This is a genomic window from Rhizobium sp. FKY42, assembly GCF_005222835.1.
Classification (GTDB): Bacteria; Pseudomonadota; Alphaproteobacteria; order Rhizobiales; family Rhizobiaceae; genus Neorhizobium.
Window position 1 is genome coordinate 81,818 of sequence record NZ_STGA01000062.1, and the last position, 25,731, is coordinate 107,548.

The 25,731-nt window shown below is 58.2% G+C and carries 26 protein-coding genes and 2 riboswitches; of the genes, 14 read left to right on the forward strand and 12 right to left on the reverse strand.

Annotated features, from left to right (window positions below):
* Positions 1–54 precede the first annotated feature (54 nt).
* Together ispG and E8M78_RS20460 are read left to right on the forward strand one after the other, a co-directional pair.
* Complete coding sequence (gene ispG / locus E8M78_RS20455) at positions 55–1,299, forward strand: flavodoxin-dependent (E)-4-hydroxy-3-methylbut-2-enyl-diphosphate synthase (protein WP_137136807.1); 1,245 nt, start codon at positions 55–57, stop codon at positions 1,297–1,299.
* Positions 1,300–1,388: 89 nt separating this feature from the next.
* The gene (locus E8M78_RS20460; RefSeq protein ID WP_137136808.1) at positions 1,389–2,054 is read left to right on the forward strand and encodes an OmpA family protein; all 666 of its coding nucleotides are present in this window, start codon (positions 1,389–1,391) and stop codon (positions 2,052–2,054) included.
* A 68-nt stretch (positions 2,055–2,122) separates the two neighbouring features.
* On the opposite strand, the gene E8M78_RS20465 is transcribed toward E8M78_RS20460, so the two are convergent.
* Together E8M78_RS20465 and E8M78_RS20470 are read right to left on the reverse strand one after the other, a co-directional pair.
* Positions 2,123–2,764, reverse strand: a complete 642-nt coding sequence (locus E8M78_RS20465) for a LysE family translocator (RefSeq protein WP_137136809.1) — start codon at positions 2,762–2,764, stop codon at positions 2,123–2,125.
* Positions 2,765–2,870: 106 nt separating this feature from the next.
* Positions 2,871–3,788, reverse strand: a complete 918-nt coding sequence (locus E8M78_RS20470) for a polyprenyl synthetase family protein (protein WP_170973497.1) — start codon at positions 3,786–3,788, stop codon at positions 2,871–2,873.
* A gap of 187 nt (positions 3,789–3,975) precedes the next feature.
* Here E8M78_RS20470 and mtgA point away from each other — a divergent pair, with 187 nt between their 5' ends.
* The 3 genes from mtgA to rpmF all read left to right on the forward strand — a co-directional run bounded on the left by mtgA (position 3,976) and on the right by rpmF (position 5,745).
* Complete coding sequence (gene mtgA / locus E8M78_RS20475) at positions 3,976–4,677, forward strand: monofunctional biosynthetic peptidoglycan transglycosylase (RefSeq protein WP_137136875.1); 702 nt, start codon at positions 3,976–3,978, stop codon at positions 4,675–4,677.
* Between the two features lie 71 nt (positions 4,678–4,748).
* Complete coding sequence (locus E8M78_RS20480; protein WP_137136810.1) at positions 4,749–5,396, forward strand: glutathione S-transferase family protein; 648 nt, start codon at positions 4,749–4,751, stop codon at positions 5,394–5,396.
* Positions 5,397–5,559: 163 nt separating this feature from the next.
* On the forward strand, positions 5,560–5,745 hold the full coding sequence (gene rpmF / locus E8M78_RS20485) for a 50S ribosomal protein L32 (protein WP_062556221.1): 186 nt from the start codon (positions 5,560–5,562) through the stop codon (positions 5,743–5,745).
* 210 nt (positions 5,746–5,955) lie between these two features.
* On the opposite strand, the gene phaR is transcribed toward rpmF, so the two are convergent.
* Positions 5,956–6,546, reverse strand: a complete 591-nt coding sequence (phaR, locus tag E8M78_RS20490) for a polyhydroxyalkanoate synthesis repressor PhaR (RefSeq protein WP_137136811.1) — start codon at positions 6,544–6,546, stop codon at positions 5,956–5,958.
* 251 nt (positions 6,547–6,797) lie between these two features.
* Here phaR and E8M78_RS20495 point away from each other — a divergent pair, with 251 nt between their 5' ends.
* The 3 genes from E8M78_RS20495 to E8M78_RS20505 all read left to right on the forward strand — a co-directional run bounded on the left by E8M78_RS20495 (position 6,798) and on the right by E8M78_RS20505 (position 9,198).
* Positions 6,798–7,979 carry an acetyl-CoA C-acetyltransferase gene (locus tag E8M78_RS20495; RefSeq protein WP_137136812.1) on the forward strand — a complete coding sequence of 394 codons (1,182 nt, stop codon included), beginning with the start codon at positions 6,798–6,800 and terminating at the stop codon, positions 7,977–7,979.
* A 150-nt stretch (positions 7,980–8,129) separates the two neighbouring features.
* Positions 8,130–8,855 carry a beta-ketoacyl-ACP reductase gene (locus tag E8M78_RS20500; RefSeq protein ID WP_137136813.1) on the forward strand — a complete coding sequence of 242 codons (726 nt, stop codon included), beginning with the start codon at positions 8,130–8,132 and terminating at the stop codon, positions 8,853–8,855.
* A complete protein-coding gene (locus tag E8M78_RS20505; RefSeq protein ID WP_205910274.1) occupies positions 8,833–9,198 on the forward strand; it encodes a hypothetical protein in 366 nt (121 codons plus the stop codon). The genes E8M78_RS20500 and E8M78_RS20505 overlap by 23 nt, the downstream gene beginning before the upstream one ends.
* 63 nt (positions 9,199–9,261) lie before the next feature.
* On the opposite strand, the gene E8M78_RS20510 is transcribed toward E8M78_RS20505, so the two are convergent.
* Together E8M78_RS20510 and E8M78_RS20515 are read right to left on the reverse strand one after the other, a co-directional pair.
* Positions 9,262–9,516, reverse strand: coding sequence for a glycine zipper domain-containing protein (locus E8M78_RS20510; RefSeq protein WP_137136814.1), 255 nt, complete (start codon positions 9,514–9,516; stop codon positions 9,262–9,264).
* 40 nt (positions 9,517–9,556) lie between these two features.
* Complete coding sequence (locus E8M78_RS20515) at positions 9,557–9,712, reverse strand: DUF3309 family protein (protein ID WP_082547286.1); 156 nt, start codon at positions 9,710–9,712, stop codon at positions 9,557–9,559.
* Between the two features lie 324 nt (positions 9,713–10,036).
* On the opposite strand from E8M78_RS20515, the gene E8M78_RS20520 reads away from it, so the two are divergent.
* From E8M78_RS20520 to E8M78_RS20540, 5 genes are all read left to right on the forward strand, one after another.
* Positions 10,037–13,057, forward strand: coding sequence for a helicase-related protein (locus tag E8M78_RS20520; RefSeq protein ID WP_137136877.1), 3,021 nt, complete (start codon positions 10,037–10,039; stop codon positions 13,055–13,057).
* Position 13,058: 1 nt separating this feature from the next.
* Positions 13,059–13,397: an RNA-binding S4 domain-containing protein gene (locus E8M78_RS20525; RefSeq protein ID WP_137136815.1), complete on the forward strand. Its 339-nt coding sequence runs from the start codon at positions 13,059–13,061 to the stop codon at positions 13,395–13,397.
* A gap of 268 nt (positions 13,398–13,665) precedes the next feature.
* The gene (gene fdxA, locus E8M78_RS20530; protein ID WP_137136816.1) at positions 13,666–14,004 is read left to right on the forward strand and encodes a ferredoxin FdxA; all 339 of its coding nucleotides are present in this window, start codon (positions 13,666–13,668) and stop codon (positions 14,002–14,004) included.
* Positions 14,005–14,372: 368 nt separating this feature from the next.
* A complete protein-coding gene (locus E8M78_RS20535; protein WP_062556214.1) occupies positions 14,373–14,942 on the forward strand; it encodes a CarD family transcriptional regulator in 570 nt (189 codons plus the stop codon).
* A 289-nt stretch (positions 14,943–15,231) separates the two neighbouring features.
* Positions 15,232–16,095 carry an RNA polymerase factor sigma-32 gene (locus tag E8M78_RS20540; protein WP_137136817.1) on the forward strand — a complete coding sequence of 288 codons (864 nt, stop codon included), beginning with the start codon at positions 15,232–15,234 and terminating at the stop codon, positions 16,093–16,095.
* Between the two features lie 126 nt (positions 16,096–16,221).
* Here the strand turns inward: E8M78_RS20540 and E8M78_RS20545 are convergent, their stop codons facing one another.
* The 7 genes from E8M78_RS20545 to E8M78_RS20575 all read right to left on the reverse strand — a co-directional run bounded on the left by E8M78_RS20545 (position 16,222) and on the right by E8M78_RS20575 (position 24,587).
* Positions 16,222–17,661: a M48 family metalloprotease gene (locus E8M78_RS20545; protein ID WP_137136878.1), complete on the reverse strand. Its 1,440-nt coding sequence runs from the start codon at positions 17,659–17,661 to the stop codon at positions 16,222–16,224.
* Positions 17,662–18,004: 343 nt separating this feature from the next.
* Positions 18,005–18,661, reverse strand: coding sequence for an ATP-binding cassette domain-containing protein (locus tag E8M78_RS20550; RefSeq protein ID WP_137136818.1), 657 nt, complete (start codon positions 18,659–18,661; stop codon positions 18,005–18,007).
* Positions 18,658–20,274 carry a thiamine/thiamine pyrophosphate ABC transporter permease gene (thiP, locus tag E8M78_RS20555; protein ID WP_137136819.1) on the reverse strand — a complete coding sequence of 539 codons (1,617 nt, stop codon included), beginning with the start codon at positions 20,272–20,274 and terminating at the stop codon, positions 18,658–18,660. Before thiP ends, E8M78_RS20550 begins: the two co-directional genes overlap by 4 nt.
* Before the next feature lie 20 nt (positions 20,275–20,294).
* Positions 20,295–21,305: a thiamine ABC transporter substrate binding subunit gene (gene thiB, locus E8M78_RS20560; RefSeq protein WP_137136820.1), complete on the reverse strand. Its 1,011-nt coding sequence runs from the start codon at positions 21,303–21,305 to the stop codon at positions 20,295–20,297.
* Between the two features lie 39 nt (positions 21,306–21,344).
* Positions 21,345–21,454: riboswitch (TPP riboswitch) on the reverse strand.
* Positions 21,455–21,498: 44 nt separating this feature from the next.
* Complete coding sequence (locus E8M78_RS20565) at positions 21,499–21,951, reverse strand: response regulator (protein WP_137136821.1); 453 nt, start codon at positions 21,949–21,951, stop codon at positions 21,499–21,501.
* A gap of 150 nt (positions 21,952–22,101) precedes the next feature.
* On the reverse strand, positions 22,102–23,928 hold the full coding sequence (locus E8M78_RS20570) for an ABC-F family ATP-binding cassette domain-containing protein (RefSeq protein ID WP_137136822.1): 1,827 nt from the start codon (positions 23,926–23,928) through the stop codon (positions 22,102–22,104).
* 5 nt (positions 23,929–23,933) lie between these two features.
* A complete protein-coding gene (locus E8M78_RS20575; RefSeq protein ID WP_137136823.1) occupies positions 23,934–24,587 on the reverse strand; it encodes a thiamine diphosphokinase in 654 nt (217 codons plus the stop codon).
* Positions 24,588–24,704: 117 nt separating this feature from the next.
* Between E8M78_RS20575 and E8M78_RS20580 the strand changes: the two genes are divergently transcribed.
* Positions 24,705–25,544, forward strand: coding sequence for a MoxR family ATPase (locus tag E8M78_RS20580; protein WP_137136824.1), 840 nt, complete (start codon positions 24,705–24,707; stop codon positions 25,542–25,544).
* 57 nt (positions 25,545–25,601) lie between these two features.
* A riboswitch (SAM riboswitch) is annotated at positions 25,602–25,679 on the forward strand.
* The last annotated feature ends 52 nt before the right edge of the window (positions 25,680–25,731 follow it).

Genomic DNA, 25,731 nt, shown 5'->3' on the forward strand with positions numbered 1-25,731 from the left:
AGCACCCGCGCATGATCCACCTGAAGGGCACTTTTTCTGGCAAAGGTGAACTCCATGTCTTCCCCTTATGATCCCAAACCACGCCGCGCTTCCGTCGCTGTTGATGTGGGCGGCGTCATTGTGGGAGGTGGTTCGCCCGTCGTGGTCCAATCGATGACGAACACGGATACGGCGGATGTCGATTCCACCGTGGCTCAGGTGGCTGCGCTGTTTCGAGCGGGTTCCGAGATCGTACGCATCACGGTCGATCGCGATGAGAGTGCGGCGGCTGTGCCGAAGATCCGCGAGCGTCTTTTGCGGCTCGGTATGGATGTGCCGCTGGTGGGAGACTTCCACTATATCGGACACAAGCTGCTGAGCGATCACCCGGCCTGTGCCGAGGCATTGGCAAAATACCGCATCAATCCGGGCAATGTCGGCTTCAAGGACAAGAAGGACAAGCAGTTCGCCGACATCATCGAGATGGCGATCCGCTACGACAAGCCGGTGCGCATCGGCGTCAACTGGGGCTCGCTCGATCAGGAGCTCTTGACCCGACTGATGGATGAGAACCAGGCCAAGGGCTCGCCGCTTTCGGCACGTGAAGTTATGCATGAGGCCATCTGCCAGTCGGCTCTTCTGTCTGCGCAGTTGGCGGAAGAGATCGGCCTGCCGCGCAACCGCATCATTCTCTCCGCCAAGGTCAGCCAGGTTCAGGATCTGATCGCCGTCTATGGCATGCTGGCCGACCGCTCCGACCATGCTCTGCATCTTGGGCTGACCGAAGCGGGCATGGGCACCAAGGGTATCGTCGCCTCTTCCGCCGCCATGGGCTATGTACTGCAGCACGGCATCGGCGACACGATCCGTGTATCTCTCACGCCGGAGCCAAACGGCGACCGTACGCGCGAAGTGCAGGTGGCGCAGGAGCTTCTGCAGGTCATGGGCTTTCGTCAGTTCGTGCCGGTGGTCGCCGCCTGTCCCGGCTGCGGGCGCACCACATCGACGGTATTTCAGGAACTCGCCCAAAAAATTCAGGACGATATCCGCAAGAACATGCCGGTCTGGCGTGAGAAATATCCGGGCGTAGAAGGTCTTAACGTCGCGGTCATGGGCTGCATCGTCAATGGTCCGGGCGAAAGCAAGCATGCTGATATCGGCATTTCGCTTCCCGGTACAGGTGAGACACCTGCCGCACCCGTCTTCATCGATGGGCAAAAGGCGCTGACCTTACGTGGCCCTAACATCGCCTCGGAATTCGAAGCCCTTGTCATCGATTACATCGAGAAGCGGTTCGGTCACAAAACAGCAGCGGAATGAATTTCGGGCAAGGAGTAAGGGACCTCCTCGTTCTTGCCGCAATTCATGGTAAAGGAATCGCCTCCATCACGACGGGGACAGACGATTCCATGCTCAAGAAAATCATTATTGTCGCTACCTGCGCGACCTATCTTTCCGCCTGCACGACGACTGATCCCTATACGGGCCAGCAAAAGGTTTCCAATACGGCAGGTGGCGCTGCCATCGGTGCGGGCCTCGGTGCGCTTGCCGGTCTAGCTGTCGGCAATTCGCCGGTCGGTCGCCGCAATGCGGCACTCATTGGTGCAGGCGTCGGGGCGCTCGCAGGCGGCGCTATCGGCAACTACATGGACCAGCAGGAATCGGAACTGCGCGCACAGTTGCAGGGGACCGGCATTTCCGTGACCCGCGTTGGCGACCGTATCATTCTCAACATGCCGTCCAACATCACCTTCCCGACGGATCAGGATCAGGTCCTGCCGGGCTTCTATCCGACGCTCGATTCCGTCGCGCTTGTTCTCAACAAGTTCAATCGCACGCTGATCGACGTGAACGGCCATACGGATTCCACCGGAAGTGCAGCCCACAATCAGGAGCTCTCCGAGCGCCGCGCTGCGTCCGTCGCCAATTATCTCGGTGGCCGGGGTGTGGATCAACGCCGCATGTCGACGCTTGGCTTCGGCCCGTCGCAGCCGGTTGCCTCTAACGCAACACCGAATGGCCGCGCGCAGAACCGCCGCGTGGAAATCCAGATCGCACCGATCACGGCCGGCTGATCGGTCTGAGGCTTTTTCAGGCAAAGGGCGTCGTTTTCCAATGGCGCCTTTTTCATGCCTTTCCTCTGTCAGAGGGCGCTGGAGATCATCTTGACGCCAGCGGCGCCGAAGGCGAGCGCCATCAGCGCATCGAGAGGGCGACGCGCACTGCGGTAAAGGCTCGCCGCGCGTTCCGTTGAGAACAGGAAGGCGTAGGACATGAAGACCGTGAAGCCCGTGAGCAGGCAGCCGCAGACCACCAGTACGACCGAACCGGCGGATGCGCCGGGCGGCAGACCAAGGGAAATCGTTGCCAGCCAGCCGAAGATGGCCTTTGGATTGGTCAAATGGATGGCATAGCCGGTGAGATAGATCCGTGAGAGCTTCTTTTCCCGGATCTTGCTCTCCAGCTCCGTGCTGGAAGAAACGCGACCGAGGCTTCTTGCTGCCTTGAAGGCCAGATACAGCATGTAAAGTCCGCCAACCACCTTCAGGATCTGTAGCACTTCGCCGTAACGGGTCAAAACCGCGGCGAGCCCAAGGGCCGCGGCCATGGCCCAGGTGAATGAGCCGGTAAAGATGCCGAGTGCTATGACAATGGCGCGCTTTCGGCCCTCATTCATGGCTGTGCCGATAATGGCCAGATTGGCAGGGCCGGGGGTAATGACTGCTACAAGATAGAGGCTGTAGGCTGCCACCAGTTGCGGCCAATGCTGCATCAATTCGGTCATGAGAAGCTTCCGGTTCGATTGTGTCGCGACAGTGCGACTGAACCCGGTCGAAAGTCACGCGACAAAGTGTGAAGCAATCCATCACCAAAACTGATGCCGGTGCGGCTCAGTTCTTGCGATTGGCAACAAACCGGGCAGCAGCAACCAGAACCTGCGCTTTTTCGCCATAGATTTCGAGGAGCGAAATTGCTTCGGCCACCAGCTGGTCAAGCCGCTGTTCGGCCCAGGCGATGCCCCGTCTAGCCACGAGCGTTGCCTTGCCACGGTCAGCATCCTTGCCCGTTGCCTTGCCCATGGTGGCGGCATCGGAGGTTATATCCAGCACGTCATCGGCAATCTGGAAGGCAAGGCCGATGATCTCTCCGAAGCGTCTCAGACGGGCCCGATCTTCGGGGGAAGCGCCGGCCATGATGGCGCCCGCTTCACAGGCAAAGCGCAGGAGCGCGCCCGTCTTCATGGCCTGAAGGGTGACGACACCATCTTCGTCCGGTGCCGTGGTTTCTGCTGCCAGATCGAGCGCCTGTCCGCCCGCCATGCCGCCAATGCCTGCCGCACGGGAAAGCGCCAGCACGAGATTGACCTTGCGATCAGGAGCAAGATCGGTCTCCGGTGCGGCGATGATATCAAAAGCATAGGTCAGGAGACTGTCACCTGCCAGAATAGCGGTTGCCTCGTCGAAGGCCTTGTGAACGGTCGGCTGGCCGCGACGCAGGTCGTCATCATCCATGGCGGGCAGGTCGTCATGGATAAGCGAATAGCTGTGCAGGCATTCAAGGGCCGCACCGACGCGCGAAGCTGCCTCCAGATCGCCACCAAACAACAGCGCGCTCTCCTGCACCAGAAAGGGCCGGAGCCGTTTGCCGCCATTCAGCGTGCCGTGGCGCATCGCCGCCAGCAGATGGTTCGGCCGGGCGATCTCGTCGTCGCGAACCGTGCTGTCGAGCAGGTCCGAGAGCAGACGTTCCATGTCGTTCGCGCGTTGGCGCAAGTGATCTTCGAAAAGGGAGCTGTCCAAGGTCTTCATGGCGGTTCCTTGGCATGAGCGACGGGCGGAGGCAACGAGGTTTTGCGAAAAGCCTTGAGTAAGCGGCACTGCCACTCGCTTTCGATGCGCGGTGCCGGTATGAACGCAACAGGAATGGCTAAAACGAGTAGGGATGTTGGACGTTTCCTCCGACCAGCAGCAATCCGAAGAGGACGAGGCACCGCCCATGGCGAGCCCAAAGCCCGACTGGCGGATCAGGGAAAGGCTGCTGTTCGCCGCCAAGTTCCTGGGCGCATTTCTTCTGCTGCCTTATGTTCTGGTCCTCCTCTACGCGCTCCCATTCGTGCGCCCTGTTTCAACCTTGATGCTGGCCGATCTTGCCCTGTTCAGGGGCTATGACCGGCAGTGGGTGTCGTTCGAGAACATTTCTCCAACGCTGGTGCGTTCGGTCATGATGTCCGAAGACGGCCAGTTCTGCGCTCACGGAGGCGTCGATTGGGTGCAGATGCGCGGGGTCGTTCAGGATGCACTGGAGGGCGAGGCGACGCGTGGCGCAAGCACCATTCCCATGCAGACGGCAAAGAACCTGTTTCTGTGGAATGGCCGAAGCTTCGTTCGGAAGGGCCTGGAACTGCCGCTTGCCATGTGGGCAGATCTTGTCTGGTCGAAGCGGCGCATGATGGAAATCTATCTCAATGTCGCCGAATGGGGCCCCGGCATCTACGGGATCGAGGCTGCCTCGCGACACCATTTCAAGGTGCCTGCCTCGAAATTGACAAGGCGTCAGGCAAGCTTGCTTGCTGTTGCGCTGCCCAATCCGATCACCCGCGTGGCCAGTAAGCCCGGACGGGGAATGCAGCGATTGGCTGGCGTTATCGAACGGCGTGCGCAAGGAGCTGGTGCTTACATAACCTGCGTTTATAGTTGATCGCACAATTTCTCGTTGGAGCCAGCGGATCACTGCCTGTAGGCTTACGGAAAACCAGTGGAGATCAATGCATGGATGGGCTCGTACTTTATATCGCCAACAAGAATTACTCTTCTTGGTCCCTTCGTCCATGGATTGCCATGAAAGCGGCAGGCATTCCCTTCGAAGAGGTTCTGACGCAATTCGATGACAGCGGCGGAAACCCGAAATTTCGCGAGTTTTCTCCCACGGGCAGAGTGCCGGTTTTGAAGCATGGCAGCCTGCATATATGGGAGTCGCTTTCGATCATCGAATATGTGGCCGAACTTTATCCGGATTCGGGTGTCTGGCCTTACGATCCTGCTGACCGGGCGCTGGCCCGATCCATTTCCATGGAAATGCTTTCCGGCTTCCGTGCCCTGCGTGGCGCCTGCCCCATGAACATGCGTCGCGAGAAGAGGGCTATCGATCTGCCGGAGGGTGTCGCGGCGGATGTGGCGCGGATCACGGAGATCTGGAAGACGATGCGGCATCGCTCCGGCGGACCATTTCTGTTCGGTGCGTTCAGCGGTGCGGATGCGATGTTTGCGCCGGTGATCAACCGGCTGGATGTCTATGATATAGCGGTTGACGACGACACCAGATCCTATATGGCTGCCATGCAGGCGCATCCGGCATGGATCGAATGGAAGGAGGCGGCCTTGGCCGAACCCTGGATCGTTCCGGCGGATGAAGCCTGATTTGCCTTCCGGGTCTGAATTGACTCGAAAAAATCCCTGTGGGGACTGGTCAAAGCCTGTTCCGGCATGTATAAGCGCCGCAAATTTCCGAGATCGAAGCTAGTCTTTCACGGTCGATACCGGCCGCAGACCACGCTTTGCACGCCTATTTGGAGTAACGAGAATGGCAGTACCGAAGAGAAAAGTGAGCCCGTCCAAGCGCGGTATGCGCCGTTCGGCTGACGCCCTGAAGAACCCGACCTATGTCGAAGACAAGAACTCCGGCGAACTGCGTCGTCCGCACCATATCGACCTGAAGACCGGTATGTATCGTGGTCGTCAGGTTCTGACGCCGAAGGAAAGCGCATAAGCGTTTTTCATCGTTCTGATGCTGAAAGGCTGGCGTTCTGCCGGCCTTTTCTGTTTTGTGCGTTGGAAAATTATAAATGCGATCGGGGGCGGTCGTGATCGTCGCTTAAGGCTTCGCCTCTGAGAGCTGTCGCCCGGTCTTTTCGCGAGAGCGGTCCGGGAGCCATGAGGCTCCCGTTCGCCAGCCTGATGGATCTCGTGCAGCCTTGGCTCAGGAGCCGAAGCTGTCCAGCCGGTTCTGCAAGGTGCGCAGCTGCTCTTTCAGATCGTCTATGTCGCGCGGATCCGCGCTCTTCTTCGTCGCTTCGGGCGCGGGCTGAGGCGTCGCACCAAAGGGTGAGAACATCTGCATGGCCTGGCGGAACATTTCCGTGTTTCGCCGAACTTGCTCTTCCATCAGCTGCATTGGAGCCTGGAGATTCTTTGTCAGCGGCGTTTCGCCGAAAGCGCGCGTCATCTGTTCACGCATCTGCGTTTGCTGATCGGCGAAGGTCTTCATCGAGTGTTCGAGGAACGTAGGTACAACCATCTGCATCTGGTCGCCGTAATAGGAGATCAGCTGGCGGAGGAATGAAATCGGCAACAGTGTGTTTCCGGTCTTCGATTCCTGCTCGAAGATAATCTGTGTCAGAACGGAATGGGTGATGTCCTCGCCGCTCTTGGCGTCCTGTACCGTGAAATCCTCGCCGCGCTTGACCATCTGCGCAAGATCTTCCAGCGTCACGTAGGTGCTGGTGCCTGTGTTATAGAGCCGGCGGTTGGCATATTTTTTTATGACAACTTCACCATCCGTCTTGGCCATATTTCTCTCCTGATCCCGTCAATATGGAATTTTGTATTTCGCTCCCGCGGCAACACTACGCTTAAATAAACCGCGCTGACAATGGATTTGTGCGATGCGAGAGCTTTGGATGATTCGCCCTCTAGGTTGAATCCCGGCATGCAAAGTTTTGACAGGTGCCATGTGAAATCCATCGAAGGTCCCCTTTGACTTGTGGCTCAAGCTTTGCCAGTCTCCACCGCAACCAATCAGGGATTTTCGGAGGAACACCCATGAGTCAGCCATCCATCGTTATTGCGTCTGCGGCGCGCACCGCCGTCGGTTCATTCAACGGGTCATTCGCCAACACGCCCGCCCATGAGCTGGGTGCGGCGGCTATCAAGGCGGCACTGGAACGCGCCAGGGTTGAAGCCGCCGAGGTCGATGAGGTAATTCTCGGACAAATTCTCACGGCTGGCGAAGGGCAGAATCCAGCGCGTCAGGCTGCGATAAAGGCAGGAATTCCTCAGGAAAAGACCGCCTGGGGCATGAATCAGCTCTGCGGCTCGGGTTTGCGCGCCGTTGCACTGGGCATGCAGCAGATCGCACAGGGTGATGCGAAGATCATCGTCGCCGGCGGTCAGGAATCGATGTCCATGGCCCCGCACTGCGCACATCTGCGAAACGGCACCAAGATGGGCGACATGAAAATGATCGACACCATGATCAAGGATGGCCTGACGGATGCCTTCTACGGCTATCACATGGGCATCACGGCCGAGAACGTGGCACGTCAGTGGCAGCTTTCTCGCGATGAGCAGGATCAGTTCGCGCTCGCCTCGCAGAACAAGGCCGAAGCTGCACAGAAGGCTGGCCGTTTCGTGGACGAGATCACGCCTTTCGTGGTCAAGGGCCGCAAGGGTGATGTCACGGTCGATGCCGATGAATATATCCGCGCCGGCGCCACGCTTGAAAGCATGACCAAGCTGCGTCCTGCTTTCGACAAGGAAGGAACTGTTACCGCTGGCAATGCGTCTGGCATCAATGACGGCGCTGCCGTGGCACTGCTCATGACCGAGGAAGAAGCCGTGCGCCGCGGCCTCGTCCCGTTGGCGCGCATCGTTTCCTGGGCAACGGCGGGCGTTGATCCGCAAATCATGGGAACGGGACCTATCCCGGCATCGCGGCGAGCGCTGGAAAAGGCTGGCTGGTCGGTCAAGGATCTGGACCTGGTGGAGGCAAACGAAGCATTTGCTGCGCAGGCCTGCGCCGTCAACAAGGATATGGGCTGGGATCCGTCGATCGTAAACGTGAACGGCGGCGCGATTGCCATCGGACATCCGGTGGGTGCTTCCGGTGCACGCGTCATGAATACGCTTCTGTTTGAAATGAAGCGTCGTGGCGCCAAGAAAGGTCTTGCAACACTGTGCATTGGCGGCGGAATGGGCGTCGCCATGTGCTTCGAGGCCATGTGATGATTGTGTTTCCGGCCACATAGAAGGGCTGGCGTGTGAAAATGAAGCGCGTCGTCGCTTTAGGCGATGCGCTTCAAAATTTGTGTCGCATGCCGTGATCGTATTTGAGCTGAACACAAATGCGCGGCATGCCTTTTCGGGGGGAACTTCATGTCGAGAGTAGCATTGGTATCGGGCGGAACGCGTGGCATTGGAGCAGCGATCGCGCTGGCTTTGAAAACGGCGGGCTACAAGGTCGCAGCGAATTACGCCGGTAACGAAGAAAAAGCGAACGCATTCCGGGATGTGACAGGCATTCCCGTCTTTAAGTGGGACGTGTCATCTTACGAGGCATGCGTGGATGGCGTTGCTCGGGTAGAAGCGGAGCTTGGACCGGTCGATGTGCTGGTCAACAATGCCGGCATCACGCGTGACGCCATGTTCCATAAAATGAGCCCGGCTCAATGGAATGAAGTCATCAACACCAATCTGACCGGTCTCTTCAATATGACCCATCCGGTCTGGTCGGGTATGCGAGACCGCGGCTTCGGCCGCATCATCAATATTTCCTCCATCAATGGGCAGAAGGGCCAGATGGGACAGGCGAACTATTCCGCAGCAAAGGCGGGCGACCTCGGCTTCACCAAGGCGCTTGCGCAGGAGGGGGCTGCGAAAAACATTACCGTCAACGCGATCTGCCCCGGCTATATCGCGACTGAAATGGTCATGGCGGTTCCGGAAAAGGTGATGAACGAGCGCATTCTGCCGCAGATCCCGGTCGGGCGTCTTGGCCAGCCGGAGGAAATCGCTCGCTGCGTAGTGTTCCTCGCTTCAGACGAGGCTGGCTACATCACCGGCTCGACGATCTCTGCCAATGGTGGCCAGTATTTTTCGTGATGGGACTGAAAGGACGAGCGTCGACGATTTAGCGGCGGCGCTCGTTCAAGCCTGGTCACGAGAAACCTCATCACTTTGGTCGCCGGAAAATCCTGCGCGTGGCCAATGCGGCGTTACTGCGCTTCTGGCGCAGGAGCTTCTGGGTGGAGCTATCGTAAAAACACACACGGCTGTTGGGCCGCATTTCTACAACTGCATCGACGGGCAACGTGTTGATCTCACTGCTTCGCAGTTTGACCAATTGCCAACATATCAGGATTTGCCTTCTTCCCGAGAAGAAGCGGAAAGCGACTGTACTGCAGAGCAGTTGAGCGCCCTGCGCCGAGCATTTTGCTTGTCGTGAAAAAAAGGCCGGGGCTAAACACTTAGTGCTCCGACCTTTTTTCTTCGTCGGAATGACAGATAATTAGCGGCAACGCGCTTCGTAGTTGCGACCGTAGCGGTCACGATAGATGCAGTAACCGCGACGTTCCTGCGATTGACCGATGGCAGCGCCAACAAGACCGCCACCGACTGCGCCGACGGCTGCGCCGCCCCAGCTGTTGGTTACAGCACCGCCGATGACTGCGCCGGTGCCGGCACCAATAGCCGTTCCGCGTTCTGTCGCCGTGCAGGATGCAAGCATGCCGACCAATGCTGCGGCGGTAAGTATCTTTTTCATGTCCTGGTTCCTTCCCTGTTAAACCTTGCGATGTTCTTGATTAGATCCTGCCCATAAGAAGCAGGATGATGATGATGAGTACAACGAGGCCCAACCCACCCGATGGACCATAGCCCCAATTGCGGCTGTGGCCCCAGTTTGGCAGGGCACCGATCAAGAGAAGGATCAAGATCACAAGAAGAATAGTGCCGAGCATTTTTGGCCTCCGATACTGAAATGCGGGCGACGGATCGTCGTGCGGCGGTAACGGCTTGGCTCACTTTTGGTTCCAGGCTTGCCTCACGATTCGGCCGCTTTGTTCAATTGTCTGTGTTCTCGATCCTCCTACCGGATGATGGCGATTGAATCAGCGCGAGCGGCGGCGATGGCTCTTGCTGGTTGATACCCATTGACGATTAATTTGTCTTCTCCGGCATTTCTGCTTGCCATTCGCGGACGCAGTCGCCATGTGTGGTTCGACCGCCCGCGAAGGTGGTGACAGTAATTGTGCGGAAGACAGGCTTTGAATTCACAAGCCCCCATGATCTTGAGCGGTCGCGGTGTAACTGCGGTCCTCGGCCCGACGAACACCGGCAAGACGCATTATGCGATCGAGCGAATGGTGGCGCATGGCTCCGGGGTCATCGGACTTCCTCTGCGACTTCTCGCGCGCGAGGTCTATACAAGGCTGGTCGAGAAAGTGGGACCGACCCATGTGGCGCTTGTCACGGGCGAAGAAAAGATCAGCCCACCCAATGCCCGCTTTTCCGTTTGTACCGTCGAGGCCATGCCGCGCGAAACAAAGTCGGCATTTGTTGCCATCGATGAAGTGCAACTGGCAGGCGATCTGGAGCGCGGCCACATCTTCACCGACCGCATTCTGCACCTGCGAGGACGGGAGGAGACGTTGCTGCTGGGAGCCGGTACCATGCGCCCGATCCTGGAGCGGTTGCTTCCAGGTCTGACGGTGATCGAACGCCCGCGCCTTTCCCAGCTGTTCTATGCGGGGCAGAAGAAGATTACCCGCCTGCCGCAACGCTCGGCCATTGTCGCCTTCTCGGCTGATGAGGTCTATGCCATTGCTGAGCTCATCCGACGCCAGCGGGGCGGTGCCGCCGTTGTTCTGGGTGCGCTCAGCCCTCGTACCCGCAATGCGCAGGTAGGGCTCTACCAGTCCGGGGATGTGGAATATCTGGTTGCAACCGATGCGATCGGCATGGGCCTCAACCTCGATGTCGACCACGTGGCCTTTGCACAGGATCGCAAGTTCGACGGCTATCAGTTTCGCAATCTCAACCCGGGCGAACTCGGCCAGATCGCCGGGCGTGCGGGACGGCATCTAAAGGACGGTACGTTTGGCGTGACGGGTCAGGTCCAGCCGTTCGATGACGAGTTGGTCGAGCGAATCGAGACCCATCAGTTCGATCCCGTGAAGGTTCTGCAGTGGCGTTCAAAGGTGCTCGATTTCTCCTCATTGAGAGATTTGCGGGCAAGCCTCGATGTGGCACCTGTCATCCAAGGGTTGACCCGTGCGCTTCCGGCAACGGACAGTCAGGCGCTGGATTATCTTTCGCGCTATCCGGAGGTCATTGATATGACCACAAGTCCGGAGCGAGTCGAAAAATTGTGGGATGCCTGTGCGCTCCCGGACTACCGACGAATTACGCCTGCCCAGCATGCGGACCTGATTTCGACGATTTTTTCAGATCTGGTGCGAATCGGCTGGGTGAATGAAGATTTCATGGCCGAACAGGTGCAGCGCGCCGACCGGACGGATGGCGAGATCGATACGCTTTCCGCGCGAATCGCACAAATTCGAACGTGGACTTATGTATCCAACCGGCCGGGGTGGCTTGCGCATCCGACACACTGGCAAGAAAAGACTCGGGAAATCGAGGACAGGTTGTCGGACGCGCTGCATGAAAGGTTGACGAAACGCTTTGTTGATCGCAGGACATCTGTGCTCATGAAGCGCCTGAGAGAGAATGCGATGCTGGAAGCTGAAATCAGTGTGAATGGAGATGTCTTCGTAGAGGGACATCACGTCGGTCAACTCGCCGGTTTCCGGTTTACCCCGATAGCGGGTACCGAGGGGCCAGATGCGAAAGCCGTGCAGGGGGCAGCCCAGAAGGCGCTGGCGCTCGAATTCGAGGCGCGCGCCGCGCGTCTCTACGCGTGCGGCAATGGTGATCTGGCGCTCGGGTCGGACGGCTTCGTTCGCTGGCTGGGTGAGCCGGTCGCAAAGCTCGCGGCAGGCGACCACATCATGCATCCGCGCCTTATCCTGCTTTCCGACGAGCAGTTGACCGGCAATGCACGCGATCATGTGGCGGCGCGCCTTGAGCGCTTCGTCAACCATCACATTGCAACGGTTCTGAAGCCGTTGGACGATCTGTCTCGCGCCGAAGACCTCCAGGGTCTGGCAAAGGGTCTGGCGTTTCAGTTGGTCGAGAATCTCGGCCTGATGTTCCGGCGCGATGTGGCCGATGAGGTAAAGTCGCTGGATCAGGATGCGCGCGCTTCGATGCGCCGCTACGGCATCCGCTTCGGCGCCTACCATATCTTCATGCCGCTTCTGTTGAAGCCGGCCCCGGCGGAACTGATCACGCTCCTTTGGGCGCTGAAGCACGACGGTCTGGACAAGCCGGGTTATGGCGATCTGATACCGGCACTTGCGGCGGGCCGCACCTCGGTTGTCACCGACCCCTCTTTCGAGCGTAGCTTCTACAAGCTTGCGGGCTTTCGCTTCCTTGGCAAGCGCGCCGTGCGTGTCGATATCCTCGAGCGTCTGGCTGATCTCATCCGTCCGCTCTTGCAATGGAAGCCGGGTTCCAGCGCGCGTCCTGACGGCGCCTACGATGGACGTCGTTTTGTCACGACAACCGCCATGCTTTCCATTCTGGGCGCGACGCCTGATGACATGGAAGAGATTCTCAAAGGCCTGGGCTATCGCGCCGATGCAGTGAGTGCAGAGGAGGCGCAAGCGTTTCTGGCCAGCCAGCAGCCTTCGTCAGTTGCGCCAGCCTCTGATGCGGCTGAAACCGCTGATTCAGGAGTTGATGCAGATCCAGCGCCGCAGGAACAGGCTGGCGAAATGCCTGTCGCACCTGAAGTTGCTGCCGAAGCGACTGCGGGTGAACCTGCCGTAGCTGAAGAGCCGAAGCCTGTCCTTCTCTGGCGTCCCGGCGGTGGCCGTGCGGAAAATCAGCGTGGCGGACAGCGTCCGCAGGGCGAGCGCCGCGCACCAAACAATGCCCCACGTCAGGGCGAAGGTCGTCGCGACAATCGTGACAACCGCGAAAGAGGCGAGCGCACCGAGCAGGGCGGACGTCCGAACCGGGACGGTGGCTCTCATCGTGATGGTGGCAGACCCAACCATCGCGGTGATCGCCAGGAGGGTCGTCCTGATCGCGGTCGGGGAGACCGTCCGGAGCGTGGTGACCGCGGCAAAGCGCCGCAGCCCGCTCGGTTCGAGGCCAAGCCTGCGCGCAAGGAGAAACCAATTGATCCGGATTCACCTTTCGCAAAGCTCGCGGCCCTGAAAGAGCAGATGAAGAAGTAAGATGACGGGAGAGCCACTTGGAGAGCAGCGTCAGCGCATCGACAAGTGGCTTTTCTTTGCCCGGCTTGTGAAGTCCCGAGCTTTGGCTCAGGCCCTTGTTGAAGGCGGGCTCGTTTCGGTCAATGGCCAGGTGATCACACTGCCGAGCCGACTGATCCGTTGCGGGGACCGTATCGATCTTGCCCTCGAGAGCGGCGATAAGCGGCTCGTGATGCGAGCTGCTGGCGAGCGCCGTGGCCCCTATACGGAAGCATCCCGACTGTACGAGGATGTCTCCGAACCACAGGCGAGGCTGTCGGCCTTCGAACGCGCTCAGCGAATGGTTCGCCCTCTGAAATAAATTTCACCGTGATTCCCTGGTTTTCGCGGATGAAATTGCGCAATTCGCCGCGCCGTTTCGAACTTTGTTTCGCTTCTCGCGAACGTGCAACAAACTGGCTCCATGGACGTTTTGGTCCATTCTCTTTTGCCTTGCGAATGGCGCGCAAAGCCTTTAGGGACAAGGCAAGCGGGCTTTAGCGTTTCGCGGATCAAGCGGATACCTGTTGGAGCCCTTTGCCGTCGCTTTCCGACGGTGCCTGAACACTGGATTTTTGCTGGAGTGCCTCATGACGTATGTCGTGACTGATAACTGTATCCGTTGCAAGTATACTGATTGCGTCGAAGTCTGCCCGGTAGATTGCTTCTATGAGGGCGAGAACTTTCTGGTAATCCATCCGGATGAGTGCATCGATTGCGGTGTTTGCGAGCCGGAATGTCCGGCAGAGGCCATCAAGCCCGATACGGAGCCGGGCCTCGACAAGTGGCTGAAGGTCAATGCTGAATATGCTCAGGTCTGGCCCAACATTACGGTGAAGCGTGATGCGATGCCGGAAGCCAAGGAAATGGACGGCGTGCAAAACAAATTCGAGCAGTATTTCTCTGCAGAGCCGGGTAAGGGCGACTGAGCACCCGACGGACTTCCGTTTAATCTCTGCTTAAGTATTAGGCAGTGACGAATCGTTGCAAGCATGCGACTGCGAAAGCAAATCATTGATTCGCGCCCATAATTGTGGTAGACAATAGAAACTGTTCCACAAAGCGGCATTCGCGTGCCCAAAAACATCACGAAAGCAAAAAATCACCCGCCGCGGTTTCCGTGACATACCACATGTGTGAATGTCTTGGTCGCAGATCGCGGAGAGGGAGTTGTTTTCGCGCGCGTTTGGCGGATCAGTATGGAGTCACCCGACGGTTCCCCCGTCTCATCCGGGCCTGACAGACCCGGCCCCGGCACATGGACAGCCGGGTGCGTAACAGGGAGTTTGTTAAACGAATGACGACCCAGCAGAAAAAATCTTCAGCGCGCCACGGATTCAAGACCGGTGAAGCCATTGTCTATCCGGCGCACGGGGTGGGTACTATCACGGCGATCGAGGAACAGGAAGTTGCTGGCATGAAGCTGGAGCTTTTTGTGATCGATTTTGAAAAGGACAAGATGCGCTTGAAAGTTCCAGTTGCCAAGGCTGTGAGCATCGGCATGCGTAAGCTGTCCGAGAATGATTTTGTCGAACGCGCTCTCAAGGTCGTTCAGGGCAAGGCTCGTGTAAAGCGCACCATGTGGTCACGGCGTGCCCAGGAATATGATGCGAAGATCAATTCCGGCGATCTAATTTCTATCGCAGAAGTGGTTCGTGATCTCTATCGGGCTGAAAACCAGCCTGAGCAATCCTATTCCGAACGCCAGTTGTACGAAGCTGCACTTGACCGCATGGCCCGTGAAATTGCTGCCGTCAACAAGATGTCGGATACGGAAGCCGTCCGCTTGGTTGAGACCAATCTTGCCAAAAGCCCAAAGCGTGGCAAAGCCATCGATGAAGACGATGCGCAGGAAGAAGCGGCTTGAACGCTCTTTAAGAAACATCTTAAAAAACCCGGCGGCAGCCGGGTTTTTTATTGGAACTATATTTTTCTTGAAGCGTTAACCCGCCGGAACGGCGAAGAGTGCTGTCTTGCAAATCTCTTCGCCACGAAAACCGTGGAGCGAGGCCTTGGCCGATCTTCCGCCGACCAAGAAGCCGGGGATTCGAACGCATGAGCCGCCAATTTTTGTTGAAGCGCAGTGATCCAAGGCTGGGGGCCGGGGAGTACTCAGCTACGCCATTTTCCAATCATTCAGTTTCAGGGAGAGCGCTATGAACGCCATGTCCGCAGATCGCAATATGATCAAGATCGCCATGTCGGCACCCTACCTCGCCCGTGATGAGGAGCGCGATCTGGCTGTCCGCTGGAAAGACGATCAAGACCAGGATGCCCGCAACCAGATTGCCTTGGCCCACATGCGCCTTGTAATCGCCATGGCTTCCAAATTCCGCGGCTTTGGTTTGCCGATGAGCGACCTTGTTCAAGAAGGCCATGTAGGGCTGCTGGAAGCGGCGGCAAGGTTTGAGCCAGCGCGCGATGTACGATTTTCGACCTATGCGAGTTGGTGGATCCGTGCTTCGATGCAAGATTACATCCTGCGCAACTGGTCTATTGTTCGTGGCGGGACCAGTTCAGCGCAAAAGGCGCTGTTCTTCAATCTGCGTCGACTGCGCGCAAAGCTCGCACGTGGTGACAGCAACCTCACGGCTCAGGCTATCCACGAGGAGATTGCAACGGCACTGGGGGTCAGCTTGGCTGACGTTCAGACCATGGACGCCCGCCTCTCCAGCAATGATGCCTCATTGCAGGCTCCCTCGATTTCGGGCGATGCCGCCAGCGCGGAGCGATTGGATATGCTGGAAAGCGCCGAACCGCTTCCCGATGAACAGGTTTCCGGCATGATCGATGGCGAGCGCCGGATGCGCTGGCTGCAGGGTGCGCTGACAAAGTTGAACGATCGGGAGAAAAAAATCATTCGTGCACGGCGTCTGACGGATGATGGTGCGACGCTGGAAGCTCTGGGTGCAGAACTGGGAATTTCCAAGGAGCGCGTCCGCCAGATCGAAAGCCGCGCAATTGAAAAGCTGAAATCAGCGCTGGTCTCGATCAATCCGCAGATGGCGGCCGCCTGCTGAAGGCAACCTCATGTATGGGATGTCTTATCACCACATCAGGAAGCCGTGGAGCGAAGGCCGACGGCTTGCCGACCCATATCGTTTATAGCGGGGACTTTCCGTCAAGCGCTTGTTTCCCACTGAAGATCAGTCGGAAATGATCTTCAACCGCTGGCCAGGGGTTATCGATGCACCAGTCGGCAGTGCGTTCAGAACACGAAACAGGTCGAGCTTGCGGTCCGTTCCCATCATCCGGGCAGACAGTGTGGTTATCGTGTCGCCCTGTTGAGCCGTCACCACACGAACGCGCAGCGGCTTCAGATCCGCCGCTTCCTGAGGGGTTATCTTGCGGAAGCTGTTGCGGATCGTTTCAGCCGTCGCCTGGAGGGTTGAATTGCCTTTTGGCACCGCTGTCAGGAATCGGAAGATTCGCTTGTCCATGCGGATTACGGTTACATCGAAGTCCCACCGTTCCGCAGAGGCTTTCGCATTGGCGGCAGGCAGGCCGTTTACGGTGATTTCGCGAACGGTATTCGGTTGCAGGCCAGCAACCCAGCCGCTGGTCAGATAATTGGTCAGGCTCTGCGTATCGCTGCCTTCCACGCCGTCAAAGCGGATAGCCGTTTCATCCGGTCCGGTTGCCAGAACGGCTTCAGCCTTGTTGTCGATGCGGAAACCCTCCGGCACATCGAAACGGATACCAAGGCCTGCATGAAGGAAGGTCTCGTTGCGAACATAGCCTTCCTCCGGGCTGTCGCCATAGAGAAGTCCATCGATGCCGTTGAGATAATAGTCGCGCCCCTTATCTCCGACGGTTCCTTCCTGGCCGAAAGCGCGGGCGTGCTGGCGCGCCAGTTCAACGCGCTGAGGGGCGTTGGGGTGGCTGGAGAGAAAGTCCAGGCTTTGGTCGTTTTCCGGATCTACCGAGGAGAAGCGTGCATAGGCGGCCATGCTGTCCAGGAAGCGCGCCGCTGCATAGGCGTCGTAACCGGCCTCACCCAGCATGCGTACGCCGATCACGTCCGCCTGCAGTTCCTGCTGCCTTGAAAAGGCGGCGAGACGCAGCTTACCACGGGCCAGAGCCTGCTTGCCTGCGAGATCGCTTGAGAGAACTTCGGCCACGACACGGCTGGCAATGACTTCGGCCTCTTCCCGTTTCTGTCGTTCTATGCCGTGATTGGCGGTTACATGCGCCATCTCGTGGCTCAGCACGGCGGCGACCTCCGAGGCATCGTTTGCAAGCGCCAGCAGGCCACGGGTCACGTAAAGATAGCCGCCTGGTAGCGCAAAGGCATTGATGGCTGGCGAGTTCAGAATGGTGATGCGATAGGACTGATTGGGATTTTCCGATACTGCGGTCAATGCGCCGGTGATACGCGCAACCAGCCTTTCCGTCTTCGCGTCGTGATATTCTCCGCCATAGCTCGCCAAAATGCGCGGATGTTCTCGTGCCCCCATAGCGGCCCGCGGATCATTCTTCTGTACCGTATCGACGATCTGAGGGTTTGAGGAGGGTTTCAGATCGGCCTGATAGCTTTGGTCCAGAATGGACTGGCAACTCGTCAGAAGCGTGGCTGCGGCAAGCATTGAAACGAGCGCGCGGTATCCGTGCCGCTTCCGGGAGGTGCGGGTTGCTGCAAGTGCCTGTCCGGGGCAGTCTCCCCCGGTGATGCTGGAACCTTCAATCGGAAATATCATGCTTCCAAGCCCGCCATCCGGCGCATCCTGCGACCCTTGCCGCGATCTCCTGCGAATATGCGGATGGCAAGATGTTTCTCCGTGAACCGCTTCAACTTACTTAAGTAATCAGCGGCGAAAGGGCAAACATCATTCCGCTCTTTTCTTGCATTGCGGCATCGCATTGATGCAAGTCTAAAATGTGGCGCGGGAGTTAACGCCTCGTGAACCTTTTCAAGATTTCAGCGCGATTTTAGTGGCGCTGCACAACTTTGCCGTTCTCGATGTGGATCATGTCCTGCGCCAGACGGCTGATATCATCCGGGTTGTGACTGACGAGAAGCACGGTATTTGCGGTTTCGCGATGCAGGTTCAGCAGCAGAGTTCCCATGTCCCCGCGCAGGGCAGGGTCCAGCGCCCCAAACGGCTCGTCTAGCAATAGAAGCGGTTTCTTGCGCACAAGAGCGCGGGCGAAGGCCACCCGCTGTCGCTCACCTCCAGACAGGGTCGCCGGTTTTCGTTTCTCCATGCCCGACAGGCCGACCCAGTCCAGCGCATCACTGACCGCGCGCCTGTCCTGCGCGGTAAGTTTAAGGGCCGGATCAATCCCAAGGCCGACATTGGTAAAGAGGTCGAGATGCGTGAAGAGGTTGTTATCCTGAAAGACAAGGGAGATCGGCCGCTCGGCCGGATGTGCGTTCGATAGATCATGACCATTGATGATGACCTGACCGGTATCCGGCTGTTCGAACCCGGCAATAAGATTCAGGAACGTCGATTTGCCTGATCCAGATGGTCCCGTGATGGCGGTTATGATGCCCGTTCTGACAGAGCAGTCGAAGTGGAATTTCGTCGCTCCGAGTGTCAGGCGAACATTGCGCATCTCGAGACCAGGACTGTGTTTGCTCATCTGTGTCGCCTGTTGCCTACGGTGCCAAGGATCGTGAAACCAAGGCAAACCATGCCCAGCAGCAGCGCAAAACCATCCGCATCAGCGGTTCTATAGCTACCCATGCTACTATAGACCAGCCATGGCAAGGTTAGCAGATCTTGTGAACTGAACAGCGCCACGGCCCCCAGATCGCCCAGCGACAGCGCCATGGCGAAGGAAAGTGCCGTCAGGGCTGGCCTGAAGAGGATTGGCCAATCGATAATCCGCAAGCGGTCCCAGCCTGTCAGGCCAAGATGGGCGCAAAGCCTGTCCGTTTGTGCTGCATGGGTCCGGAAGGCTGGCTCAATCACGCGGACCACGAAGGGAAGGGCCATCAGCATGTTGATGGCAGCGATGATCGTCAGCGCGAAGAGATTGACATCACCGAATGGTCTCAGCGTCAAGAACCAGCCCGTTCCCAGCACTACCGGCGGCACGAGCAGCACAAGGGAAGATACTGCCGAGAGGCTTGACCTAAGCACGCGAGAGGCTCGGGAGCTGCTTCTTCGATCGCGCAGCACATGGTTGGCGCCGATGATCCCGAAACCGACGGCGACTGCTGACGCGCCCGCGCAGAAAGCTATGGAAAGACTGGTGAGGAGTGCCTGCCGGAAATCTGGCTCCAGGGCGAGCCGCACGAGGTCAGCCGACAGTCCGGAAACGACGATCATCGCAAGCGGCAGAATCAGAAAAGCGGCGGCCAGGAGAATGATGATGGCGTCGCTGCTGCGGGCAAGACGCGAGCGGCCATCGTAGCGGTTCCACAATCTACCTTCGCCGACGGCCGTGTCTTCCGCTTTTGGCAGCAGGTTCAAGCAGAGCAATATGACTGTCGTCACCGCGATCTGCATCAAAGCAAGGGCGATTGCGCGCGGCGGATCGAAATCGAAACGCAGTGCCTGATAGATCGCTACCTCGAGTGTTGTCGCGGCCGGACCGCCACCCAGAACCAGCACCAGCGTGAAACTGGTGGCGCAGAGCATGAAGATGAGCCCACCGGTTGCCGGAATGACACGCATAAGAGCGGGTAGTTCCACATAACGAAGAATAGACAACCGCCTCATGCCGAGACTTGCCGTCAAACGCCAGTATTCTTGGGGCAGCCGCTCTAAGGCCGCCAGCATCATGCGAGTCGCCAGTGGCATGTTGAAAAATACATGGGCAATGAGAATGCCGCCCAAGCCATAGATGCTGATGGGTTGCTCAAGACCCAAAGCCTGGAGCGCCTTGTTCACAAGTCCCTGACGCCCGAAAATGCCAATAAGACCCAGCGCACCGATGAGAACAGGTAATCCCATGGGCAGTGCCATGAGGCGCACGAGCCAGATGCGCCCGAGGAATTTCGTTTGCCGAGCAAGTGCCAATGCAACCGGCAGTGCAAGGCACAGAGAAAGCGCGGTGGAAAGGCTTGCCTGCAACAATGTGAAATGTAGCAGGCTGAGGGTATAGTCGTCCACGACACTGCCTTGGACGATACCAGCGGGAGCGAATGCCAGAAGAACGGCCACCGGCACCAGAACGAGCAGAGCGATGACGGTCAGGGCTGCAACGCCACCCGCCAGCCCGCGCCGCTGCTCTGCCCGTGTCAGCATTGTCGATTATGCCCCCAGGTTCATTTTGCGCTCATCGCCGTCTGCCACTCGCGAATCCAGGCCTGACGGTTCTTGGCGACCTCGGCGGATGGCATCAGGAAGGTTTTCTCTGGCTGCTGCAGTTTGGAAAAGGCCCCTGGCAGCGGCGTGGCAGTTGCAGCGACGGGCATCATCCAGTTGGTTGTCGGAATAATTGACTGGAACTCCGGGGAGAGTGTGAAGGACAGGAATTTGCGGGCCAGATCCGGGTTCTGGCTGGCCTTCAGCGCGCCGGATACCTCGATCTGGATGTAGTGGCCTTCCTCAAACTTCGCGGCCTGATAGCGATCCGTCTTTTCCTCGACCATGTGATAGGCAGGCGAGGTGATGTAGGACAAGACCATGGGCGCTTCACCTTTGGTGAACAGGCCATAGGCTTCCGACCAGCCGGGTGTCACCGTCAGAACACGGTTCTTCAGCTTTGCCCAAGCCTCCGGTGCCTTGTCGCCATAGACGGATTTTACCCACAAAAGCAGGCCGAGGCCGGGTGTCGACGTGCGAGGATCCTGAATGACGATCTTCTGGGAGGCATCGCCTTCAACCAGTTCCTTCAAGCTTTTGGGTGGCGTTTTCAGGGCTTGCGTATCGTAGACAATCGCGAAATGCCCGTAGTCATAGGGAACGAAAATGTCGTCCGTGAAACTGCCGGGAACCTTGGCAGAGGCTGCGTCAATGCCGTGGGGTGCAAAAAGGCCGGTCTGCTTCGCTTCATCAATGAGATTGGTATCGAGGCCGAGGACAATATCGGCCTTGGATGTCTGGCCTTCCAGCTTCAACCGCGTCAGCAGCGCGACGCCGTCGGAGACGCCGACGAAGTTGACCGTGCAGCCACATGTCTTCTCGAAAGCCGCCCTGACCTTTGGTCCCGGCCCCCACTTCGATATGAAGCTTTCATAGGTATAGACTGTAAGGCTCTTCGCTTCCTGAGCGTTGCTGGTCGATGCCAGCAACAGACCGATAAGACCAGAAAGAACGGCTAGGGCAAATTTCATCAACGCCACCTCGACCAAAAGAGTTCAGGGAATAGGCGTCGATTTGAACGGTCTAATCCCTCCGCCGGTGTTAACCGGATCAGGTTCCGCGGGTTGGCTTCGATACTGGAAACCTCTCAGCCATCTTCATGGCACCCCGTTAGAGCGTCGAAACATGTACCGGGCGGCCCGCTCTTTGGCAAGCAGTTCGCGCTTATCGGTTGGCGGCAGTCAATGTCCGCAACTGCTGTGGCATGGCAGCAATGCTACCAACACGGTTTGCGATGGCATAGGCGACCGTATCCTGCAGGATATGCGGCATGACGGGTTTCGTCAGTACACCGAGCGGGCGCACATCTTGGCCTTCCAATTGTTCAGGATTCGCAGTCATGAAGACAACGGTAATTCCGAACCGCTCTGCCAACTCGCGTCCTATTGAAGGACCGGTCGCGCCGTCGGAAAGATTGACGTCGACGAATGCGATATCCGCGTGCGGGGCCAGCGCCAAAGCATGGTCACGACCGCTGGCGAAACCGGCCACCGTCAATCCCATTTCCTCAATGGTTTCGGCGATATCGAGAGCGATCAGAAATTCATCTTCGACAATCAGAACTCGTTGATTCATGGCTGTATCTTCCAGCCGACGACGCATAACTTGAGCCGACATGGGAACATCCCTTCGTTGAACGCTGGCGTAGCCGGACCCGCATATCCGACCCTGTAGCCTCCGAACGTGCCAATATGGGAATTGTTCCGGGACGTGACTCAATTCCGGAAAACTAACGAAAAATTAATCTTAACATAAACTTAAGCAAGTTCAGCCTTCCAGCTCTTCCCGCAGCATTTCAAGCTCCAGCCACTCTTCTTCCATGGCTGTCAGCTTGCTGCGCAAGGCTTCCATCTCTGAGGCAAGACGGTTGAAGGCTGCCGGATCCTTCGTGAAGAGATTTGGATCGGCCATCTTCGCCTCGCGGACCGCAATGTCCTTGCTGATCTTTTCCATCTCTTTCGGAAGGTTTTCGAGCGCAAACTTCTGCTTGTAGGAAAGCTTGCCCTGAGCTTTGGGTGCCGAGGACTGGGCGGGAGCGGCCGCAGCTTCCGCCTTGGCTTTTTCCTTTTCGGCCTTGCGCTTTTCCTCCAGCGCGCCTTTGCGCTGAGCCATCATGTCCGTATAGCCGCCGGCATATTCGATCCAGCGTCCGTCAGGCGCTTCCGGATTTGCCGGCGCGATAGTGGATGTCACGGTGCGGTCGAGGAAGTCACGATCGTGGCTGACAAGGATGACGGTGCCGCTGAAGCCGGAGACGATTTCCTGCAACAGGTCCAGCGTCTCGATGTCGAGGTCGTTGGTCGGTTCGTCAAGGATCAGCAGGTTCGAGGGCCGTGCCATGATGCGGGCCAGAATGAGCCGCGCCCGCTCGCCACCGGAAAGGTTGCGGATCGGCGTGCGCATCTGTTCCGGCTGGAACAGGAAGTCCTTCATGTAACCGGCCACATGGCGCTGTTCGCCATTCACCAGCAGGTTTTCGCCGCGCCCATCGGTCAGGTAATGACTGAGCGTATCATCAAGGTTCAGGTCCTCGCGCTTCTGGTCTAGTGTCGCGATTTCAAGATTGGTGCCGAGCTTGATCGCGCCGGAATCCGGCTCCAGCTGGCCGGTCAGCATTTTCAGAAGCGTCGTCTTGCCCGCGCCGTTCGGGCCGACAAGACCGATGCAGTCGCCACGATGAACGCGGATTGAGAAGGGTGCTACGATCTGGCGGTCCTCGTAGCGCTTGGTGATGGCTTCCGCCTCGATCACCAGCTTGCCGCTTTCCTTGCCTTCGGTGGCGCTCGCCTGAATCGTACCTTGCGGCCCGCGATGCCCGCGATACTCCGCACGCAGGCTCTGCAATTCGCCCAGACGGCGCATATTGCGCTTGCGCCGGGCGGTCACACCATAGCGTAGCCAATGCTCTTCGCGCTCGATCTGACGGCCGAGCTTATGCTGTTCCAGCTCTTCGGTTTCCAGAACCTCGTCGCGCCAGGTTTCGAAATGGGCAAAGCCGCGATCCATGCGGCGAGAGAGGCCGCGATCCAGCCAGACGACAGCGGTCGAGACCTTCTCCAGAAAGCGACGGTCGTGCGAGATGAGAACCAGCGCGCTGCGGCTTTTCAGAAGCTCGCCTTCCAGCCATTCGATTGTCGGCAGGTCCAGATGGTTGGTCGGCTCGTCCAGCATCAGAATGTCGGGTTCGGGAGCCATAACGCGGGCAAGTGCTGCACGGCGCGCTTCGCCACCGGACAGGCGGCGTGGATCTTCCTCACCGGTCAGGCCCAGATGGCTCAAGAGATAGGTGACGCGGTAGGGGTCGTCTCCCGGTCCCAGCCCCGCCTCACAATAGGCCTGAACTGTGTCGTATCCGGCAAAATCCGGCGCCTGTTCCAGATAGCGGATGGTGGAGGAGGGATGGCGGAACACCTCGCCGGACTGCGCTTCGACAATGCCGGCTGCAATTTTCATCAGTGTCGATTTGCCGGAGCCGTTGCGGCCCACAAGGCAGATGCGGTCGCCCGGTTCCACTTGAAGATTTGCACCATCAAGCAGCGGCGTGCCGCCGAAGCTCAGGCGAATCTCATCAAGCTTGAGAATGGGAGGAGCCATGAGCGTCAGGCTCCCGACTTGTCATAGGGGCGGGCGAGCAGCATGGCGCGACCCTTGGATAGCGTGACCGAAATGATCCCTTCCGCAACATTGGAGATGGTGCGGGAAGAGCCGAAAGTCAGCTTGAAATTCTTCAGCGGATAGCGCGCGTTGCGGATGGTCAGACCTTCCAGCGCGGTGAAGCCGAGCACGGAGAACAGCGACCCCTTGGGCAGGTCCAGCTCCATGCCGGCATCGTTGCACAGCGGAAAGGCTTCTTCCTCGCCGGAGGTCAGCATCACCTCGAAATTGTCTTCCACAAGGCTCAATGCGGAAAGGTAATGTTGCAGCACGTGGTCGGAACGTTCACCGCCAAGCGCACCGACAAGGATCAGTCGTTCTGCGCCGCGCGAGATCGCTTCTGCAATGGCGATTTCGCCATCGGTCGCGGCCTTGGAGGCAGGGTAGGCGCGCCTTTCGACCTTGGGAAAGGCCGCCTTCAGAGCCTCATCGCTCGAATCGAAATCACCGACCCAGATTTCAGGCGTCAGTCCCAGCGCGCTTGCGTGGTGAATACCGCTATCGGCGGCGATCACGCGGCTGTCTTTCGTCACGGCGCGCAGCCGGTCCGTCACGGTAATGTTGCCGCCCAGAAGAATGGAAAATGTCGGTGTGCTCATGGGGTCTGCCCATATCCTATTCGCAGGGGATATGAAAAGCCGGAATTGCCGGTTTTCCGGCACTCTTGCGTCAATAGAGGTCGCTGATTAGGTTTGGCCGAAGCAGGAGACGCATTCATGCAGTTTACGGGTACGGCCGATTACATTGCCGACAAGGATTTGATGGTGGCAGTTAACGCCGCGATCCGTCTGGAACGGCCGCTTCTGGTCAAGGGTGAACCCGGCACCGGAAAGACGGAGCTGGCGCGGCAGGTGGCGGTAGCACTTGGGCTGGAGATGATCGAGTGGAACATCAAATCCACCACCAAGGCGCAGCAGGGTCTATATGAATATGATGCCGTTTCGCGCCTGCGCGATAGTCAGCTGGGTGATCCGCGCGTCAACGACGTGGCGAACTACATTCGCCGAGGCAAGCTCTGGCAGGCCTTTGCCGCAGGACAAAAGGTCGTGCTTCTGATCGATGAGATCGACAAGGCCGATATCGAGTTCCCCAATGACCTGTTGCAGGAACTCGACCGCATGGAATTCCACGTTTACGAGACAGGCGAGACCGTGAGAGCCAAGGTGCGGCCCATTGTCATCATCACATCCAACAACGAGAAGGAGCTGCCCGATGCCTTCCTGCGCCGCTGCTTCTTCCATTACATCCGCTTCCCGGATGCCGAGACGTTGTCAAGGATCGTCGAGGTGCATTATCCCGGTATCAAACAGAAATTGGTGAGTGCGGCGCTGACCCAGTTTTACGAGATCCGCGAAATGCCGGGGCTGAAGAAAAAGCCTTCAACGTCCGAAGCACTCGACTGGATACGCCTGCTGGTTTCCGACGATGTGGACCCGGACGACCTGCGCGCCGACGTCAAGAACGCACTGCCTAAGCTGCACGGCGCTCTTCTCAAGAACGAGCAGGATGTGCATCTCTTCGAGCGGCTGGCCTTCATGGCTAGGCGCGAGCGATAGGCGGGGAAGTACGGTCTTCCACCCTGATTGACCTTCGCGGAATTAGGGCCTATCTAGAAGGCTCATCGTGGTGATTTGGCCGGTCGGCTTGCAGCCACGTTAAATAAGTCGCTAAAGGGCCGCGAGAAGAGATTTAAACCCTTCCACGGACCGGTTGCGATATTCGCCACCGGTTTTTTTGTTTTTG